Raw genomic sequence first — 18,447 nt, forward strand, 5'->3', positions numbered from 1 at the left:
AACTGACTATCCAGATGCCAACCCCAAAAGGGTTGGACTTTGATCCAAAGGAATTCTCACCAGACCCGAAGGCCCGACGAGGAAAAAATTGGCATTTGACAAGTGCACGCTGTTGAGTTCTCAAGGAACGGACGCACCCACAGAACCAGCCCAAAAGACCGTACCCATGAGGCAACTTCACTACCTTATGGCCACACGAACACGTCCCAAACACAGCGAACCAGAGGTTCAGTCATGGAGGACAAGTGCCGAGTGGCGAATCCCTATCGTAGACCAGGAAGCCGAAGCTCACAAGTTCTGATCGGGGTGGTTCACCGCTTGAGAGGACGCGGGGCCTTCCGGCCGCTCCGCTCTCCCCTGTGGGGCGAACAAGTAATAAGTTACGCGGATCCCACCCATCCGTCCAATCCACCCCACACCCCGGGCGTGTCGCACACCCCCACCCGCGGAAACACGCGGAACTAGCGTCGACGGCGCACCTGAATGACGAGGGCGAGCGCGACGGTGGCGACGGCCCAGGCGGTCGCGACCTTGGTCAGGACTCCGTAGATCACGTGGGTGGGGGTGAAGTCCGCGTCGAACCCGCCACTCACCGCGAGAGCGAGGCCGCTGGCCAGCAGAAGCGCACAGGGCAGCGAGATCCACCACACCACCCGCACGACACCCGGCACGGACCGCACGATCGGCGTCGGCGATCGTCGGACCAGCCACACCACCGCGAACACGAAGATCACCAGCAGCCCGAAGGCGCTCGACGCGTGCTGCAGCCACTTCACCGCCGGGAGCGGTCCCCACGATTGTTCGAGGACAGGAAAGAGTCGGACGCCCGCTCGCCCCTCGTGCGTGAGGAGATCCCAGGCGATGTGCGTGGCCACACCGAGAACGAGGGACACCACAAGCCACACACGGGCGGAGGCTCCCGCCCCAATCGTTTCCCGCAACGCAGCCGAGGCGCCGGCATCCCACTGCTCCGGCAGACGCGCCGCGACGGGGAGCGGGGCGAGCTCGCGCGCCGCGGGGCGGAGGGCACACCGCCACACCAGCAGCAACCCGAAGGCCACGATCGTCGTCACCGGAAGCCACATCGGGTTGTGCGTCATCGTGTAATCGGGAACCATGCCGCGAACGAAGAGAGGCAGGTCGGGGGTCATCGCCCCCACGGCGACGGCCGCCGGCACCAGCCGCGTGCGCACGAAGGGAAGTGCGACGACGGCATGGCTTGGCGTGAAGGGCATCAGCCGAGGAACACTCCGGCGAGCGTCTTCTTGCCCCGCCGGAGGACGGAGACGCCTCCGGGCAGCGACCCTCGCACGACCGTGTCGTCGGCGGTCACCTTGGCGCCGTCGAGGGACACTCCCCCCTGGGCAATCGCTCGCCGGGCTTCGCTCGAACTGCTGACGAGGCCCGTCGCCGTCAGCGCCTCCACCACCGTCGCGCCGGGAGCCACAGCGGCGTGCGGCAGTTCGTCGAGCGCGCTGCGCAGGACCGCGGCATCAAGGGCCGTCAGATCACCCTGCCCGAACAGCGCCTCCGTGGCGGCGATGACGGCCTCGGTGGCCTCAGAGCCGTGGACGGTGGTCACCACCTCGCGCGCCAGCCTCTTCTGCGCGGCCCGCCGGAAGGGTTCCTCGGCAACCCGTCGGGAGTACTCGTCGATCTCTGCCCGCGTGAGGAACGTGAACACCTTCAGCCGGTCGATGACATCGCGGTCGTCGGTGTTGAGCCAGAACTGGTACATCGTCCACGGGCTGCACATCTCGGCATCCAGCCAGATCGCGTTGCCCTCGCTCTTGCCGAACTTCGTCCCGTCGCTGTTCGTGATCAACGGCGTGCCGATGGCATGCACCGAGACGCCCTCGACGCGGCGCACCAGATCGGTGCCGCTGGTGAGGTTGCCCCACTGGTCGCTCCCCCCGGTCTGCAGCACGCACCCGTAGGCGCGGTACAGCTCGAGGTAGTCCATGCCCTGGAGGATCTGGTAGCTGAACTCGGTGTAACTGATGCCCGCCTCGGAGTTCAGGCGCGCGCTGACGGCATCCTTCTTCAGCATCGTGCCGACGCGGAAATGCTTGCCGATCTCGCGGAGGAAGTCGATGGCGCTCAGCGGCGCGGTCCAGTCGAGATTGTTGACCATCCGCGCGGCATTGTCGCCCTCGAAGGTCAGGAACCGCTCCACCTGCGCGCGGAGGCGGTCGACCCACGCCGCCACGGTCTCGGGAGTGTTGAGCGTGCGCTCGGCGGTCGGACGCGGGTCACCGATCAGGCCCGTGGAACCTCCGACGAGGCCGAGCGGCCGATGACCGGCCAGCTGGAGCCGACGCATCGTCAGCAACTGGACCAGGTTCCCGAGGTGCAAGCTCGGCGCCGTCGGGTCGAAGCCGCAGTAGAAGACGATCGGCGGCCCTGACAACAGGTCGCGCAGCTCGTCCTGATCGGTCGAGACGTGAATCAGTCCGCGCCAGACCAGCTCGTCCCACACCGACGCGAACGTCGGATCGTTCACGGGATCGAGGGCACGAACGGAGGCATCGTCGATGGGCGTGGACACCTTCTCAGGCTATCAGCGGCGGCGGGTGAGCCCGGATGCCGAGGGCTGTTCACCCGCCCTGCACTCCCCACCAGACGACGAATGCCGCGGCCAGTGCTGTCACCCAGCTGACGAGACTGCCGATGAGGAAGTACTCGGCTCGATCGCCGCCTTCGCCGTCACGCGAGATCTCGGGAAAGCGGACGATCCCTTTCGCCGCGAGCACCGCGGCCAGAAGCGTGTACGCGCCCGCCAGGGTCAGGGCGAACACGAGGATGCGTTCGAGAGGGCCGATGAGCCGTCCGCCCTTCAGGGTGGTCGGTGCGTCACCCGACGTCGGGAGAACTCGCTCCCCCATCTCGGCCCTCAGAGCGATCCGGACGACGGCGTTACCGGATTCCAGAAGGAACAGCACGCAGCCGGCGACCAGCAGAACGACGTCGAGAGACACCTCCGCGCGGGGGCCGTAGGCGTCCCACACCGCGCCCAGGATGCCCGGTCGCGCGCGTGCCGGCGCGGCGACCACGCATGCGGCGACGGCCGCTCCGAGCAGGCCGACCGGCCAGAGCCCCGTCCGCGCCGAGCCGGCCTCCGGCACCAGCCACGTCCAGATCGCCGCGACGGCGACCGCGAGGATGCCGGCGACGACGGCATCCGCTCCGATCGACAGCGCCACGAGCGCGATGCCCGCCACCGCGAAGGCGACCGCGCGGCGGCGGAGGATCAGGCGACGCACGAGGTCGACCCCGCCGACGGCCAGCAGAAGCAGGCCCGCCGCGATCACGGGGTGGCTCCCGCTCGGAGGGCGAAGAACCCCTCGACCACGGCGGCGGAACCGGCGGATGCCAAGGCCTGAGACACCGCGGATTGCGTGACGCCCTCGTCGGCGGCCAGATCGCGCTGCGATCGACCGACGCATCGCCCGTACGTCAGGCGACGCGTCCGCTCGCTCATCGACGACACCAGCTGATCACGCGCCAGCGCATAGGCGTTCGCGAGAGCGATGCTCTGCCTCGTCGACGCATCGGCGGTCGGGGCGCTCTCGAACCATGTCCGTGCCAGCGGGGCGATCCGCTGCTGCATCGTCTCCACTCGCTCGATCGCTGCTCTCGCCGCCCACCACCCGGGCCCCTCGGGAATCACCCGGTCACCCAGCTCGACCGGTCGGACCTCGCCGACGCCCACCCCGAACCGGCAGTCGACGCCGTCGGGCAGAGCCAGGCGGATGAGCAGGATCGACGCCGCCGCGTCCGCCATGCTGTCGTATTCGGCTTGGAGCTCGTCGCCGACGACGGCCGTCAGCGGCACGATCGCCAAGGGCGCGTCGCGTTCGACGCGGGTGATCGCCGACGCGATGGCGCGCTGCGCTCCCGCACGGTCGTCCAGCTCGCGCGAGCGGACGATATCGGCGATGACGACGGCGACCATGCGATCAGTGTATGACTTATGCGAGTCAAATTATAAGCGTTTAGCTTATTTGAGGCCGACGGCGTGCGCGGCGGACTGAGCACGCGCGATCAGCTCAGATCGCTGCTCGGATACGCGTTCCGGCGCCGTCCCTCCCACACCCGTCCGGCTTCCCACGGAGCCCTGGATCGTCAGGACCTCACGCACCTGAGGAGTCAGCGCCGGATCGATGGATGCCAGCAGCCCGTCATCAGCCTGCTCGAGGCCGATCCCCCGCTCCTCGCACGCCCGGACGAGGGCGCCGGAGATCTCATGAGCATCGCGGAACGGCACCCCCTGGCGCACCAGCCACTCCGCAACATCCGTCGCAAGAGAGAAGCCCTGCGGAGCCAGGTCGGCCATGCGATCGGTGTGGAACTGCAGCGTGGAGATCATGCCCGAGAATGCCGGCAGGACGACCTCGAGGGTGCGCACCGAGTCGAAGACCGGCTCTTTGTCTTCTTGGAGGTCACGGTTGTACGCGAGCGGAAGCCCCTTGAGCGTCGCCAGAAGCCCCGAGAGGTTGCCGATCAAGCGGCCCGCCTTGCCCCGAGCCAACTCGGCGATGTCGGGGTTCTTCTTCTGCGGCATGATGCTCGAACCCGTCGAGTAGGCGTCGTCGAGCGTGACGAACCCGAACTCGCGCGTGTTCCACAGGATGATGTCTTCTGCGAGCCGGGAGAGATCCACACCGATCATGGCCGCGACGAAAGCGAACTCGGCCACCACGTCGCGAGACGCCGTGCCGTCGAGGGAGTTCTCCGCGGGACGCGCGAGACCGAGGCGGTCGGCGACGAGCTGGGGATCGAGTCCGAGCGTCGCCCCGGCGAGCGCACCGCCGCCGTAGGGCGAGACGGACGCGCGCGCAGACCAGTCCCGCAGTCGCTCGATCCCCCGCACGAGCGCCCATCCATAGGCCTGCAGGTGGTGGGCGAGCAGGACGGGCTGCGCGTGCTGCAGATGCGTGCGGCCGGGCATGATGGCCGAGTCATGGGCGGCCGCTTGCGACACCAGCGCGTCGATCAGACGCAGCAGCTCTCGCGTGATGGTGCGCGAATGATCCAGCAGGTACAGGCGCACGAGGGTCGCGATCTGGTCGTTGCGACTGCGTCCGGCCCGGAGCTTGCCGCCGAGAGCGGGACCGACCGTTTCGATGAGGACGCGCTCGAGGGCGCCGTGCACGTCCTCATCACTCGGAGCCGCGACCAGAGTGCCGGCACGCACACGATCGGCCACCTCGTCGAGCCCGACGTGCATGTCGCGCGCCTCGTCGGCGGAGAGGTAGCCCGCCGACTCCAGCGCCGCAGCGTGCGCGTGCGAGCCGGCGATGTCGTACAGCGCGAGGTCCCAGTCGAAGTGCGTCGAGCGACTCAGCGCCGCCAGCTCGGGCGAGGGACCACCCGAGAATCGGGCGCCCCACAAGGCGCCCTCGTTCGTACCCGCGGTGGTGTCGCTGCTCATGGGTCCAGCCTAGCGAGGGCGGCCGACACCACCGGGGCGGTCCGGCCCTCCTCGGGGCGTGGCATCCGAGGGATCGCCCGCGCCCACGACCCGGCGTACGACGCCGTCGATCGCCCGTTCCAGCGGCCCGCGGCCGATCAGCAGCGCCCAGACCGTGCAACCGATGACGAGTCCGAGCGTCAACGGAAGGAACAACCCGGTGTCGCGGACGCCGTAGAGATCGGAGGTGTCGCCGAGCACGATCGCGGCGAACACCGCCCACACCAGAATCTGCACCACGTACGCCGTGAGAGGCAGGGAGCCCACGGCGCGGATCGGGATGACGACCCACCGCAGAGGTGTCCGGCACAGCAGCAGGCTCAGACCGATGACCGCAACCGCGAAGCCCCCGGAGCCGACGACCTCCCACAGTCCGGACGAATGCGCCTCTGCGGTCCACACCGCGGCGAGATACGGGCTCTGCGCGGCGACCGCGGGGCCGCTGACGATCGCGACTCCGTACCCGAAGGTGCACAGCGCGGCGCCTGCGGCAGTCGTGCCCAGCTGCACCGGTAGGCGACGCAAATCGAGCCGGCCGAGGCCCATTCCGGCCAACAGGAACGCGATCCACACCGGAAAGGGGTACGCCCAGCCGACGAGCGCCTGCAGCTCCTCTCCCCCGAGTCCGCTCCAGACCGGCGCTTCGTCGAGCAACGGGAACGTCCACGGCATGACCGCGGCCGCGATCGCCGCCGAGACGAGAAGTCCGCGCGCGCGCATGCCGAGGAACGGCAGAGAAAGAACGAACAGCACCGCGTACGCCGGCAGGATGACGTAGACCGGCACGCCCGTCATCACCAGCAGCACGCCGATGACCCACAGCAAGGCCCCCCGCATCGCAAGACGCGCGGCCGCGCGTGGCCGCGCCCGTCGGGCCAAGGGGACGACGCCGCCGTTCACGAGCGCGATCGACAGGCCGGCCAGCGTGGCGAACAGGATCGACGAGCGACCATTGACCACGTCGAGCCACGTCGCGGGGTCGTCGGCGAGGAACGGGTCGATGGTCACCAGATGCGCGGCCAGCATCCCCAGCACGGCGAGCCCTCGAGCCAGGTCGACGCCCGCAAGCCGCCCGGGACCGTCGAAGCGGTTCCAGGCCCGCCGCGCCCGCGCGATCAGTCCTGTCGCAACAGCCACACCAGCAGCGCCTTCTGGGCGTGCAGCCGGTTCTCGGCCTCGTCCCACACCACGCTCTGTGGGCCGTCGATGACCTCGGCGTCCACTTCGTAGCCACGATCCGCCGGGAGGCAGTGGATGAAGATCGCCTTCTCGTCCGCGCGCGCCATGAGGTCGGTGGTCACCTTGAAACCGCCGAGATCACGGATACGAGCGATCTTCTCCTCTTCCTTGCCCATCGAGACCCACGTGTCGGTGACGACGACGTCCGCACCGGATGCCGCGGCCTCCGGGTCGGTCGTCAACGTCACCGACCCACCCGTCTCCGCCGCAATGCGCTCGGCATCCGCGATGACGTCGGCGCGGGGCGCGTAGTCGGCCGGGGAGGCGACGCGCACGTGCATTCCCGCGGTGACTCCGGCCAGGACGTACGAATGCGCCATGTTGCTCTGGCCGTCACCGAAGAACGACAGCGTGAGACCGGCCAAGTCGCCCTTGTGCTCGCGGATGGTGAGCAGGTCGGCGAGCAACTGGCACGGGTGGAAGTCATCGCTCAGGGCGTTGACGACGGGAACGCGGGTGCCGCGGGCCATCTCTTCGAGACCGGCCTGTGCGTAGGTGCGCCAGACGATCGCGGCGACTTGCCGCTCGAGGACGCGCGCGGTGTCGGACGGGGTCTCTTTACCACCGAGCTGGCTGTTGGCCGTCGAGATGATCAACGGCGAACCGCCGAGATCGGCGATGCCGACCGCGAAAGACACGCGCGTGCGCGTCGACGACTTGTCGAAGATGACGGCCACCGTCTGCGGACCGGCCAACGGCTTCTGCGCCCACCGGTCCTTCTTGAGCTCGAGGGCGAGGTCGAGGATCTCGGCCTGCTCGGCGGGGGTGAGATCGTCGTCGCGCAACAGGTGGCGGGTCATGCGGGCAGTCCCTCGGTCACGGTGGCGGGCTCGTCGATGACGAGCGCATCTGACACGGTAGCCAGAGCCGCGCCGAGCAACGCGAGGAACTCGGCCACCTCGGCATCCCCGATGGTCAGGGGCGGGGCCAGACGGATGGTCTCGTCGTTGGCCGCGTTGACGATGAGACCGTGCTGCTGCGCGGCAGCCACCACAGCCTTCGCCACGGGGTGCGTGAGCTCGACGCCCAGCAGCAGCCCACGGCCGCGGACACCCTGCACGAGCGAGGAACCGAGGGACGCGATGCCCTCGCGCAGCTGCGCTTCCCGGCGGGCAGCGTTGCCGACGAGTCCCGCCGACTCGATCTCCTGCAGCACGGCACCGGCGACCGCCGTCCCCAGAGCGTTGCCCCCGAAGGTCGACCCGTGCGTGCCCGGGAAGAAGAGCTCGCTGGCGGCACCGAAGGTGATGAGAGCACCGATCGGGAACCCACCTCCGATGCCCTTGGCGACGGTGATGGCATCCGGGACGATGCCGGCGTGCTGGAACGCGAACCACTCGCCCGTTCGCCCGGCGCCGGTCTGGATCTCGTCGACGATGAGCAGCGCACCGTGACGTGCCGTGATCTCGCGCGCCGCCTCGAGATAACCCGCGGGAAGCTCGACCACACCCGCCTCGCCCTGGATCGGCTCGACGATGAACGCCGCGACCGTGCCGTCGACGGCGGCCTCGAGCGCCTCGATCGTGGCGTCGATGTGCTCGACCCCGGGAATCATCGGGAGGAAGTCGGCCTGCAGCGCCGGCTTGCCCGTGAGCGCGAGAGCGCCCATCGTCCGACCGTGGAAACCGCCCTTGAGAGCCAGGATGCGAGTGCGTTCCGTGCCGCGCCCGTGGAGACGCGCGAGCTTGAAGGCCGCCTCGTTCGCCTCGGCGCCGGAGTTGGCGAAGTACACGCGCCCGGACTCGCCGGTACCGGCCAGCCGCTTCAGCCGTGCGGCGAGTGCCAGCTGCGGAGGAGTGGCGAAGTAGTTCGAGACGTGCACCAGCGTCGCCGCTTGCGCGGACACCGCCTCGACGAACGTCGGGTGGGCGTGGCCGAGCGCGTCGACGGCGATCCCGGCGAGGAAGTCCAGATACTTCTTGCCGCCGTCGTCCCACACGTACGCGCCCTCGCCGCGCACGAACAGGGCCATCCGGTCGCCGAAGCTGCGCACGAGGTCGCGCCCCGCGTCCTCCTGCCACGCGGGCGCGCGCGTACCGACCGTCTCTTGAGTCGTGTCCGCGTTCACGCGACCACCTCCGTTCCGATTCCCTTGCTGGTGAACAGTTCGACGAGCACCGAGTGCGGTACGCGACCGTCGATGATGGCTGCGGTGGGCACTCCCCCGTCGACGGCGTCGAGGCAGGCCTGCATCTTGGGAATCATCCCCGATTCCAGTCGCGGAACCATCGCGCGCAGCTCCGTCGACGTCAGGTGCGACACGAGCGAGTCACGGTTGGGCCAGTCGGCGTAGAGCCCTGGCACATCGGTGAGGACCACGAGCTTCGCCGCCTTGAGGGCGATCGCGAGCGCCGCCGCCGCGGCATCCGCGTTGACATTCAGCGAGGCACCCGGATGGTCGAGGTCGGGTGCGATGCTCGAGACGATCGGCACGCGCCCGGCAGCGAGATGGTCGAGCACCGGCTGCGGGTCGACGGTGACGACGTCTCCCACGCGCCCCAGGTCGTGCTCGACGCCGTCGACGACGACCCCGCGACGACGCCCGCCGAACAGTCCGGCGTCCTCTCCGCTCAAGCCGGTCGCGAGAGGTCCGTGGGCGTTGACCTTGGCGACCAACTGAGGGTTGATCTGTCCCGTCAGCACCATGCGGACCACCCCGATCGCCTCGGTGGAGGTGACGCGATACCCGCCGCGGAACTCGCTCGGGATGTCGAGCCGGTTGAGCATCGACGAGATCTGCGGCCCGCCACCGTGAACCACGACGGGCTTGACGCCGACGTAGCGCAGGTAGGCGATGTCGGCGGCGAATGCGTCCTGCAGTTCGTCGCTGACCATCGCGTTTCCGCCGTACTTCACCACCACCACCTGGTCGCGGTACTTGCGCACCCACGGCAGCGACTCGACGAGAGTCACCGCCCGTTCGCTTGCGGCGGCTGGATCGGTGTCCTGGATGTCGATATCGCTCATGAGGAGTAGGCGCTGTTCTCGTGGACGTAGTCGTGCGTGAGGTCGTTCGTGCGGATGGTGGCTGTGGCCTCGCCGACGCGCAGGTCGACGACGAGGTCGGTGGCGCGAGGGGACAGGTCGACCTCCTCGCGGGGACGGTCCGGACCGCCCGCGGTGCACACGCGCACGCCGTTCATCCACACGTCGACGTCGTAGGGGTCGAAGGCGGCATCCGTCGTACCGATCGCCGCGAGGACGCGACCCCAGTTCGGGTCATTGCCGAAGATGGCCGCCTTGAAGAGGTTGTTCCGGGCGATCGACCGCCCCACCTCGACGGCGTCATCCTCGGACGCCGCCCCCACGACGCGGATCGTGATGTCGTGGCTCGCGCCCTCGGCGTCGCCCTGCAACTGCGCGGCAAGGTCGTCGCACACCGCGGTCAGCGCGGCGGTGAAGTCGTCGGCATCCACGCGGATGCCGCTGGCGCCGCTGGCCATCAGTGTCACCTGGTCGTTCGTCGACATGCAGCCGTCGGAGTCGAGGCGATCGAAGCTCACCCGCGTCGCGGCACGGAGGGCCGCATCGGCCGCGGCAGCGTCGAGGACCGCGTCGGTGGTGAGGACGACGAGCATCGTCGCCAGGCCGGGCGCGAGCATCCCGGCACCCTTGGCCATTCCGCCGATGCTCCACCCCTCACCGCGGTGCTCGGCGCGCTTCGGGCGGGAATCGGTGGTCATGATCGCCAGCGAAGCGTCGTCACCACCGTCCGCGGAGAGCGCCGCGACACCCTTCTCCACGCCGTCGAGCACCTTGGCGCGGAAGACCTCATCGCCCGTGCCGATCAACCCCGTCGAGCAGACGACGACATCGCCCGCCCCCACGCCGAGGAGTTCCGCCGCACGTTCGGCGGTCTGGTGCGTGGTCTGGAATCCGAACGATCCGGTGAAGCAGTTCGCCCCACCGGAGTTGAGGACGACCGCCTCGACCACGCCGTCGCGGACGACCTGCTCCGACCACAGGATGGGATTCGCCTTCGCGCGGTTGGAGGTGAAGACGGCGGCTCCGACCTTGAGCGGACCACGATTGACCACGACGGCGACATCGCGGGCGCCGGTGGACTTCAGTCCGACGGCGACGCCGGCCGCTTCGAAACCTGCGGGGACGGTCACGCTCACGGGGCGACTCCGTTCATCGGAAGCGCGGTCGTCTCGGGGATGCCCCGCGCGATGTTCATGGACTGCACCGCAGCGCCCGCGGTGCCCTTCACCAGATTGTCGACGGCCGCGACGACCACGACGCGGTTCGCCGCGCGGTCGATCGCCAGCCCGAGGGACGCCACGTTCGCACCCAGCACATCGGCCGTGCGGGGGAACACCCCCGCGGGGAGCAGTTCCACGAAGGGTTCGCCGGCATACGCGCTCTCCCACGCGGCGCGGATCTCGGCATCCGTGGCCCCGTCCCGGATGGGCGCAGACGAGGTCGCGAGGATGCCGCGCGCCATGGGAACGAGCACGGGGGTGAAGGAGATCCGGATGCCGTCGACCGGTGCCCCGGCGGCGGCGAGCGCCTGCCGGATCTCGGGGATATGCCGGTGGGTGCCGCCCACGGCGTACGGATTGGCGGTGCCGAGGATCTCACTCGCGAGAAGGTTGGTCTTCGCTGCCTTGCCCGCACCGCTCGGACCCACCGCGAGCACCGAGACGATGTCGCCCGGGTCGATCACCCCTGCCGCCACACCCGGCGCGAACGAGAGCGACACCGTCGAGGCGTTGCAGCCCGGGGCGGCGATGCGGGTCGCCGCCCGAAGAATGTCGCGCTGCTTCCCTGTCCCCACGGGGAGCTCCGGGACGCCGTAGGCCCACGGCTCGGCGTGGTCTCCACCGTAGAACGCCGCCCAATCCGCGGACGAGACGAGCCGGTGATCTGCGCCCGCGTCGATGACGAGCGGCGCGTCACCCAGCGCCTCGGTGTACGCCGCCGACTGTCCGTGCGGCAGCGCGAGGAACACCACGTCGTGGCCGGCCAGCACCTCCGGAGTGGTCGGCTGCAGCTCGAGGTGAGCGAGCGAGCGCAGGTGCGGCTGGTGAGAGATCAGCGACTGTCCGGCGCTGGAGTGCGCGGTGACGGTGCGGATCTCGACGTCGGGATGGTCGGCGAGCAGGCGAAGGATCTCGCCGCCCGCATAGCCGGAGGCGCCGGAGACGGCGACCGAGAGGGTCATGGATCCACCTTAGGAGTCGGGGCTGTGGCTGGAATCAGCGCGAACCGGGGCGGCGACGCCCGCATGCCCGACCGACGGCGGGTTACGAGGTCGCCGAAACTCGGCGTGCGACCCGACGTCGACGCACGGCAACGGTGCTCACGGAGAGCTCCTCGTTGCGAACGACGATCGACGACATTCCGCGAGAGTATCGGCCCGGCGTGGACGGGAGCAAATCCGACGCGCGGTTGCGCGCGGACGACGCCGGCGCGGCAAGCCTCAAAGTGTTCTTTCAGCCTGTCCCCCATTTGGGGGACAAAGTGGGGGTATGCTGTTCGCACCTGCCCTCATCTCCGGCCACTTCCGACTGCCCCCTCGCCGGCGATGAGGGCAGGCGCATGTCCGTCGACGAGCGCCTGCCCCTGCCTGGACCTACTCGCTTGCGGAGTGCTCGCCGTCGCGCAGCACCGCACCGAATCGCTCGGATGCCACCGCAACGCCGGCCCGCTTGGCATCCGATGCCTCCGCGGCGGTCAGCGTGCGGTCGGGCGCACGGAAGCGCAGCGCGAACGTGAGGCTCTTCGCCCCCTCGTCCACACCGGGTCCGCGATAATCGTCGACGAGTCGGGCTCCTTCGACGAGGGGCGCCGCGCCCTCGAGGAGCGCCGCGCGCACATCGCCCGCCGCCACCCCTACCGGAACCACGACCGACACATCCTGCGTCGCCGCCGGGAATCCCGACAGGGATGCCGCGACCACACGCGCCTCGGCACGCTCGAGGATCGCGTCGAGGTCGAGCTCGGCCACGAGGACTCGTCCCGGCAGGTCGGCCGCGGCGGCGACGGTCGGCAGGAGTTCGCCGACGTAACCGACATCGGCGCCGCCGACGAGCACACGAGCCGTTCGTCCGGGATGCAGCGCCGCGCGCTGCGCCTGCACGAGAGCGACGTCGACACCGGCCGCACCGGCGAGCACGCGGACCGCGTCCACCGCGTCGGCCAGGTCGGCGGCCACGGCCGCCTGCCCCGGCTGCTTGGGCACGAGGTGGCCCGTCAGCAGAACGGCCACGTGCCGACGCTGCGGCGGGATCGAGGCATCCAGGGCCGTCAGCGTGGCGGCATCCGGCCGCACCGCGAGCGGCGGCACCGAGGCCGTGCCGTACTGCACACCGGGCTTCGGGAGGAACACGGTGCCCGTCTCGAACACCGCGAGGTCGACGATGCCGCGGGACACGTTGCGGTGGGCGACCTGGAGCAGACCCGGGACGAGCGAGCGGCGCAGGAAGGGCGCGAGCCCGTCGAGCGGGTTGGCGAGCTTGACGCTCGGCAAAGACTCACCGGAGGGCGAGCCGTGGAGGTTGTTCTGCTCCGCCGTGGTGAAGGGGAACGACGGGGTTTCGACGAATCCTGCGGCGGCCAGCGCGTTGCTCACGCGCCGCCGACCCTGCTGCGCCGACGTGAGCCCTCGGCCCGAGGGCGGAGTGGGGAGCACCGACGGGATGCGGTCGTACCCCTCGATACGCGCCACCTCTTCGGCGAGCGTCCACTTGTCGGTGAGGTCGGGACGCCACGACGGGGCAATGACCGACCAGCCGCTCTCGTTCGTCTCGACCGTGCAGCCGATCAGGCGCAGCGCGTCCTCGACCTCGGAGTCGGTGTAGTCCACGCCGATCAGCCCGGGCACGAAGCCGGCGGGCAGCGTGACCGCCTCGCGCGTATAGGCGTCTGCGAGGGATCCTCCCACCGCGGTGTCGAGGGTGCCTCCGGCGAGCTCGACCATCAGCGAAGCCACCCGCTCCGCCGCGACGAAGGCGACGAGCGGGTCGACCCCCCGCTCGAAACGCCGGGACGCCTCGGACGGCAGCTTGTGCCGACGGGCGGTGCGGGCGATCGAGACCTGGTCGAAGGTCGCCGCCTCGATGAGCACGTTACGCGTCTCCGCGCTCATCTCGGTCGGGCCGCCACCCATGACGCCGGCGAGGCCGATGGGGCCGGACTCGTCGGTGATGAGCAGGTCTTCCTCGTGCAGCGTGCGGAGCTGACCGTCGAGGGTCTCCAGCTTCTCGCCCGACGTCGCGCGCCGCACGGTGATGCCGCCCTGCAGCCGGTCGAGGTCGTAGCCGTGGATGGGCTGCCCGAGCTCGAGCATGACGTAGTTCGTGATGTCAACGAGGACACCGAGGGAGCGGATGCCTGCGAGCGCCAAGCGCGTGATCATCCAGGGCGGCGTCGGGCGCGAGGCATCCACGTCGCGAACGACGCGCACCACGAACTGACGGGCACCGACGCGACCGCGAATCGGCGCCGCGTCGTCGACCGTGATCGGGAAACCCTGGGGCGTACGCTCTCGTGCGGCGTCATGGCCGGCGCCGGGGTCGCGGAAGTCCGCTCCCGTGGCGTGGGCGTACTCGCGCGCCACGCCCCGCAGCGACAGGGCGTAGCCACGGTCAGGCGTGACGTTGATCTCCACGGCGATGTCGTCGAGGCCGAGGAGGGCGATCGCATCGGCTCCCACGGGGGCGTCGATGCCGAGATCGACCAGGCGCAGGATGCCGGAGTGCTCGTTGCCGAGGCCGAGTTCCTTCGCCGAGGCGATCATGCCGTCGGACACGTGTCCGTACGTCTTGCGGGCGGCGATCGGAAACGGGCCGGGCAGCACCGACCCGGGCAGCGTCACGACGACCTTGTCGCCTTCGAAGAAGTTCGCGGCACCGCACACGATGCCGCGGACACCGCCGTGCTCCTCGCCGACGTCGACCTGGCACCACCGGATCGTCTTGCCGTTGGACTGCGGCTCGGGGGTGAATTCCTTCACCTCGCCGACCACGATCGGACCGGTGAGCTCGAAGCGGTGCACGTCCTCCTCTTCGAAGCCGACGGACACCAGGGCCGCCAGGACGTCGTCGGGCGTGGCATCCGCCGGCACGTCGACGTACTCGCGCAACCAGGAGAGCGGGACGCGCATCAGACCACCATTCCGAACTGCTCGCTGAAGCGGACATCGCCCTCGGCCATGTCGCGCATGTCTTGCACATCGCTGCGGAACATGAGCGTGCGCTCGATGCCCATCCCGAAGGCGAAGCCCGAGTACTCCTCGGGGTCGATGCCCGCGGCGCGCAGCACATTGGGATTCACCATTCCGCAGCCGCCCCACTCGATCCAGCGCGCCCCGCCCTTGAACGTGGGATGCCACAGGTCGAGCTCGGCGCTTGGCTCAGTGAAGGGGAAGAAGTTGGCGCGGAACCGCGTCTTGGCCTCGGGCCCGAACAGGACCTTCGCGGCGTGGTCGAGCGTGCCCTTGAGGTGGGCCATCGTGATGCCCTTGTCGACGACGAGACCCTCGAACTGCGTGAAGACCGGGAGGTGCGTCGCGTCGAACTCGTCGGTCCGGTACACACGCCCCGGACACAGGACGTAGATCGGCAGGTCGCGCTCGAGCATCGAGCGCACCTGCACGGGACTCGTGTGCGTGCGCATCACCAGATGGCGGGCGACCGGGTCGACGAAGAAGGTGTCCTGCATCTGCCGCGCCGGGTGGTCGACGTCGAAGTTGAGCGCATCGAAGTTGAACCACTCGTGCTCGAGCTCGGGGCCCTCGGCGATCTCCCATCCCATGCCGACGAAGATGTCGGACACCTGCTCCTGCAGCAGAGAGATCGGATGCCGGGCACCCACACGCGCGCGCTGGGGCAGCGCCGTGACGTCGACGCGCTCGGCCTCCAGCCGCGCCGCGGTCTCGGCCTCGGCCAGCTCGCCCTCGCGGGCGGCGAACGCCTGGTTCACGCGACCGCGTGCCTGCCCCACGAGCTTGCCGAAAGCGGCCTTGTTCTCGGGGGCGACGTTTCGCAATTGGGCGTTGAGCCGCGCCAGCGGCGACTGCTCTCCGGCGTGGGCCGTACGGGCGGCCTTCAGGTCGGCCGTGGTCGCGGCGGCGGCGACGGCCGCGAGAGCGGCATCGACGGCGGAGGCGACGGCCTCAGGGGTGATCTCGGGTGCGTCAGACACGAGACCCGAGTCTACCGACGGGCGAGGACACTCCCCCGCCCGTCGCTCGGCTCAATCCCGTCCGAGTGCGCCGCGCTGAGCGACGATCAGCGCGGTGTCGGTGCCGCCCTGCTGCGCGACCGGAGCAGCCGGAGCCACGCCGGTGACACGGGGCGAGCGACGCAGCCGCTTCTCGACCAGGGTCGCGACGAAGGACAGCAGAAGGCACAGGGCGATGTAGATCGCACCGACCACGATGGTCGCCGGGACAATCGGCGACCCCACCACCGGCTGCGCACCGATGTACTTGGCGTAGAACAGCAGCTCCGGATACGTGATGATGAACCCCAGCGCCGTGTCCTTCAGGGTCACCACGAGTTGCGCGATGATGACGGGCATCATGGCCCGGATGGCCTGCGGCAGAAGGATGAGCCGCATGACCCCGGCCTTGCGGAGACCGATCGCGTAACCGGCCTCGGACTGCCCGCTGGGCAGCGACTCGACACCGGCACGGATGACCTCCGCGAGCACCGAACCGTTGTAGCAGACGAGCGCGATGACGACGGCCCAGTAGGGCTCCATCCGGATGCCGATGACGGGGAACCCGTAGTACAGCAGGAACATGAACACCAGGACCGGGATCGCGCGGAACACCTCGATGACGGCCGTGAAGGGACGACGTACCCACGCGTGGTCGGACAGGCGCCCGATGGCCAGGATGAACCCGAGTGCGAGCGCGCCGACAGCGGCAGCGCCGAAGGCGGCGAGCGTGGCCAGCGTGGCGTCGAGGATGCTTACCCACACGTTCGTGTAGGTGAACGCCGACCACTTCTTCGCGGTGAACTGCCCCGTATCGGCCAAGCGCCACACGAAGAAGCCGATGATCGCCAACACGATCAGGACCGTCAAGACCCCGAGGATCCGATTGCGAACGACCGCCTTGGGACCGGGGACGTCATACAGAACGCTGCTCATCGGGCGACCCTCCATCGGTTCTCGAGCGATCGTTGCAGCCAGGACAGGAGCAGGACGAGCGCTACGAAGATGACCATCACCCACAGGATGACGACGAACGCGTTCTCCCCGCGCTCGCTCAGGTAGTTGCGGACCGAGCCGAGGTTGACGATGGAGAAGCCGGCGGCCACCGTGGTGTTCTTCAGCAGGGCGATGAAGACGCTCATCATCGGGGGGATAACGGAACGGAATGCCTGGGGGAGGACGATGAGGGACATGACCTGACCGAACGTCAGTCCGAGCGCACGCGCGGCCTCCGCTTGTCCGATGGGGACGGTGTTGACGCCGGATCGGATGGCCTCCGCGACGTAGGTGGCCGTGTAGATGCCCAGCGCGCAAATCCCGAGAGTCAGGGAGACGTCACCGGTCAAACGCAGACCGAGGAGCGGGGGCAGCGCGAAAACGAACGCGAAGAACACCAGCGTCAGGGGGGTGTTGCGAATAGCGCTCACGTAGAACGTGCCGACGCCGCGGGCGATCGGCACCGGAGAGACGCGCATCGCGCCCACGATGATGCCGAGGACGAGGGCGAGAGCGCCCCCGGCGAAGAAGAGCACGAGCGTGCCGACGAGCGCTTCGCTCCAGATGTCGAGGTTGTCGGTGATGACACCCATGCGTGGTCCTTGTCTCGGGAGGAGTTCGGGGGCGGCCTCGCCGCCCCCGAACGGGTCACTCGTCGGCGGTGGGCTGCTCGCCCTCGATGCCGGCGGGGGCGAGGTTCTTCTCGAACAGCGCCGTCCACACGTCACCGCCGTCGTTGAACAGGGTGTTGATGTGGTCCTTCAGAACCGTGTCGCCCTTCGGCACGCCGACGCCGTAGCGCTCCTCGCTGAAGGTGTCACCGGCGATCTTGAAGGTTTCCGGCTCCTGCGCGACGTAGCCGGCCAGGATGGCCTGGTCGGTGGTGACCGCGTCGACCGACCCGGCACGAAGCTGCTCGAGGCACTGCGTGTAGGTGTCGTACTCGACGGTGTCGCCGGGGGCGTACTCGTCGCGGATACGCTGCAGCGGCGTCGAGCCGGTCACCGAGCAGACGATCTTGCCCGCGAGGTCGTCAGGGCTCTGGATGCTGTCGTCGTCCGCGGCGACCAGCAGACCCTGACCGGTGATGAGGTAGGGGCCGGCGAAGTCGATCGACTCTTTGCGCTTGTCGGTGATCGAGTAGGTGCCGACGTAGTAGTCGATGTTGCCGTTGACGAGCTCCTGCTCGCGGTTGGCCGACGGGATCGTCTTGTATTCGATCTTCTCGGCATCGAATCCGAGGGAGGCGGCGATCCACTGCGCGATCTCCACGTCGAAGCCCCCACGCTCGTCCGTGATGGGGTCCTTGAATCCGAGACCGGGCTGGTCCTCCTTGACACCGACGACGACCTTGTCAGCGGCGACCATGCGCTCGTACGTGGGGCTGCCGTCGAGGGAGACGTCCGAGGCGACCTCCCACAGCTGCGAGGAGTCCGAGCCGCCCTCGGCACCGTCCGCCCCGGGCGCGGTGCCCGGGCTTCCGCTGTTGCAGGCCGTGAGGGCGAGCAGGCCCGCGGCGACGATGCTCGCGCCGGCGAGCAGACGTGTCTTGCGCATGTGATGTCTCCTTG

Annotated in this window: 16 protein-coding genes; all 16 read right to left on the reverse strand. The window is 69.2% G+C overall.

The genetic code is table 11. The features are described 5' to 3' along the window. Positions 1–461 precede the first annotated feature (461 nt). Complete coding sequence (locus MHY30_RS09185) at positions 462–1,235, reverse strand: DUF4184 family protein (protein WP_239276586.1); 774 nt, start codon at positions 1,233–1,235, stop codon at positions 462–464. After that, positions 1,235–2,548, reverse strand: a complete 1,314-nt coding sequence (tyrS, locus tag MHY30_RS09190) for a tyrosine--tRNA ligase (protein WP_239276587.1) — start codon at positions 2,546–2,548, stop codon at positions 1,235–1,237. The genes MHY30_RS09185 and tyrS overlap by 1 nt, the downstream gene beginning before the upstream one ends. Before the next feature lie 49 nt (positions 2,549–2,597). Beyond that, a complete protein-coding gene (locus MHY30_RS09195; RefSeq protein ID WP_239276588.1) occupies positions 2,598–3,311 on the reverse strand; it encodes a hypothetical protein in 714 nt (237 codons plus the stop codon). Then, a complete protein-coding gene (locus MHY30_RS09200) occupies positions 3,308–3,955 on the reverse strand; it encodes a SatD family protein (protein WP_239276589.1) in 648 nt (215 codons plus the stop codon). The genes MHY30_RS09195 and MHY30_RS09200 overlap by 4 nt, the downstream gene beginning before the upstream one ends. Before the next feature lie 45 nt (positions 3,956–4,000). Continuing rightward, positions 4,001–5,434 (reverse strand): argininosuccinate lyase, encoded by a 1,434-nt coding sequence (argH, locus tag MHY30_RS09205; protein WP_239276590.1) that lies wholly within the window; start codon positions 5,432–5,434, stop codon positions 4,001–4,003. A 9-nt stretch (positions 5,435–5,443) separates the two neighbouring features. Then, positions 5,444–6,610, reverse strand: coding sequence for a heparan-alpha-glucosaminide N-acetyltransferase domain-containing protein (locus tag MHY30_RS09210; RefSeq protein WP_239276591.1), 1,167 nt, complete (start codon positions 6,608–6,610; stop codon positions 5,444–5,446). Further along, positions 6,589–7,512 (reverse strand): ornithine carbamoyltransferase, encoded by a 924-nt coding sequence (argF, locus tag MHY30_RS09215; protein ID WP_239276592.1) that lies wholly within the window; start codon positions 7,510–7,512, stop codon positions 6,589–6,591. Before argF ends, MHY30_RS09210 begins: the two co-directional genes overlap by 22 nt. Beyond that, positions 7,509–8,780, reverse strand: coding sequence for an acetylornithine transaminase (locus tag MHY30_RS09220; RefSeq protein WP_308192655.1), 1,272 nt, complete (start codon positions 8,778–8,780; stop codon positions 7,509–7,511). Before MHY30_RS09220 ends, argF begins: the two co-directional genes overlap by 4 nt. Beyond that, positions 8,777–9,679 carry an acetylglutamate kinase gene (argB, locus tag MHY30_RS09225; protein WP_239276593.1) on the reverse strand — a complete coding sequence of 301 codons (903 nt, stop codon included), beginning with the start codon at positions 9,677–9,679 and terminating at the stop codon, positions 8,777–8,779. Before argB ends, MHY30_RS09220 begins: the two co-directional genes overlap by 4 nt. Further along, complete coding sequence (argJ, locus tag MHY30_RS09230; RefSeq protein WP_239276594.1) at positions 9,676–10,833, reverse strand: bifunctional glutamate N-acetyltransferase/amino-acid acetyltransferase ArgJ; 1,158 nt, start codon at positions 10,831–10,833, stop codon at positions 9,676–9,678. Before argJ ends, argB begins: the two co-directional genes overlap by 4 nt. Then, positions 10,830–11,879: an N-acetyl-gamma-glutamyl-phosphate reductase gene (gene argC / locus MHY30_RS09235; protein WP_239276595.1), complete on the reverse strand. Its 1,050-nt coding sequence runs from the start codon at positions 11,877–11,879 to the stop codon at positions 10,830–10,832. Before argC ends, argJ begins: the two co-directional genes overlap by 4 nt. Before the next feature lie 411 nt (positions 11,880–12,290). Beyond that, the gene (gene pheT, locus MHY30_RS09240; RefSeq protein WP_239276596.1) at positions 12,291–14,822 is read right to left on the reverse strand and encodes a phenylalanine--tRNA ligase subunit beta; all 2,532 of its coding nucleotides are present in this window, start codon (positions 14,820–14,822) and stop codon (positions 12,291–12,293) included. Beyond that, positions 14,822–15,862: a phenylalanine--tRNA ligase subunit alpha gene (gene pheS / locus MHY30_RS09245; RefSeq protein WP_239276597.1), complete on the reverse strand. Its 1,041-nt coding sequence runs from the start codon at positions 15,860–15,862 to the stop codon at positions 14,822–14,824. Before pheS ends, pheT begins: the two co-directional genes overlap by 1 nt. Before the next feature lie 51 nt (positions 15,863–15,913). Next, a complete protein-coding gene (locus MHY30_RS09250; protein ID WP_239276598.1) occupies positions 15,914–16,816 on the reverse strand; it encodes an amino acid ABC transporter permease in 903 nt (300 codons plus the stop codon). Next, positions 16,813–17,469, reverse strand: a complete 657-nt coding sequence (locus MHY30_RS09255; protein ID WP_239276599.1) for an amino acid ABC transporter permease — start codon at positions 17,467–17,469, stop codon at positions 16,813–16,815. Before MHY30_RS09255 ends, MHY30_RS09250 begins: the two co-directional genes overlap by 4 nt. A 55-nt stretch (positions 17,470–17,524) precedes the next feature. Further along, a complete protein-coding gene (locus MHY30_RS09260) occupies positions 17,525–18,433 on the reverse strand; it encodes a glutamate ABC transporter substrate-binding protein (RefSeq protein WP_239276600.1) in 909 nt (302 codons plus the stop codon). Positions 18,434–18,447 lie beyond the last annotated feature (14 nt).

The sequence above is a fragment of the Microbacterium sp. ACRRU genome, from assembly GCF_022346945.1.
GTDB lineage: Bacteria > Actinomycetota > Actinomycetes > Actinomycetales > Microbacteriaceae > Microbacterium > Microbacterium mcarthurae.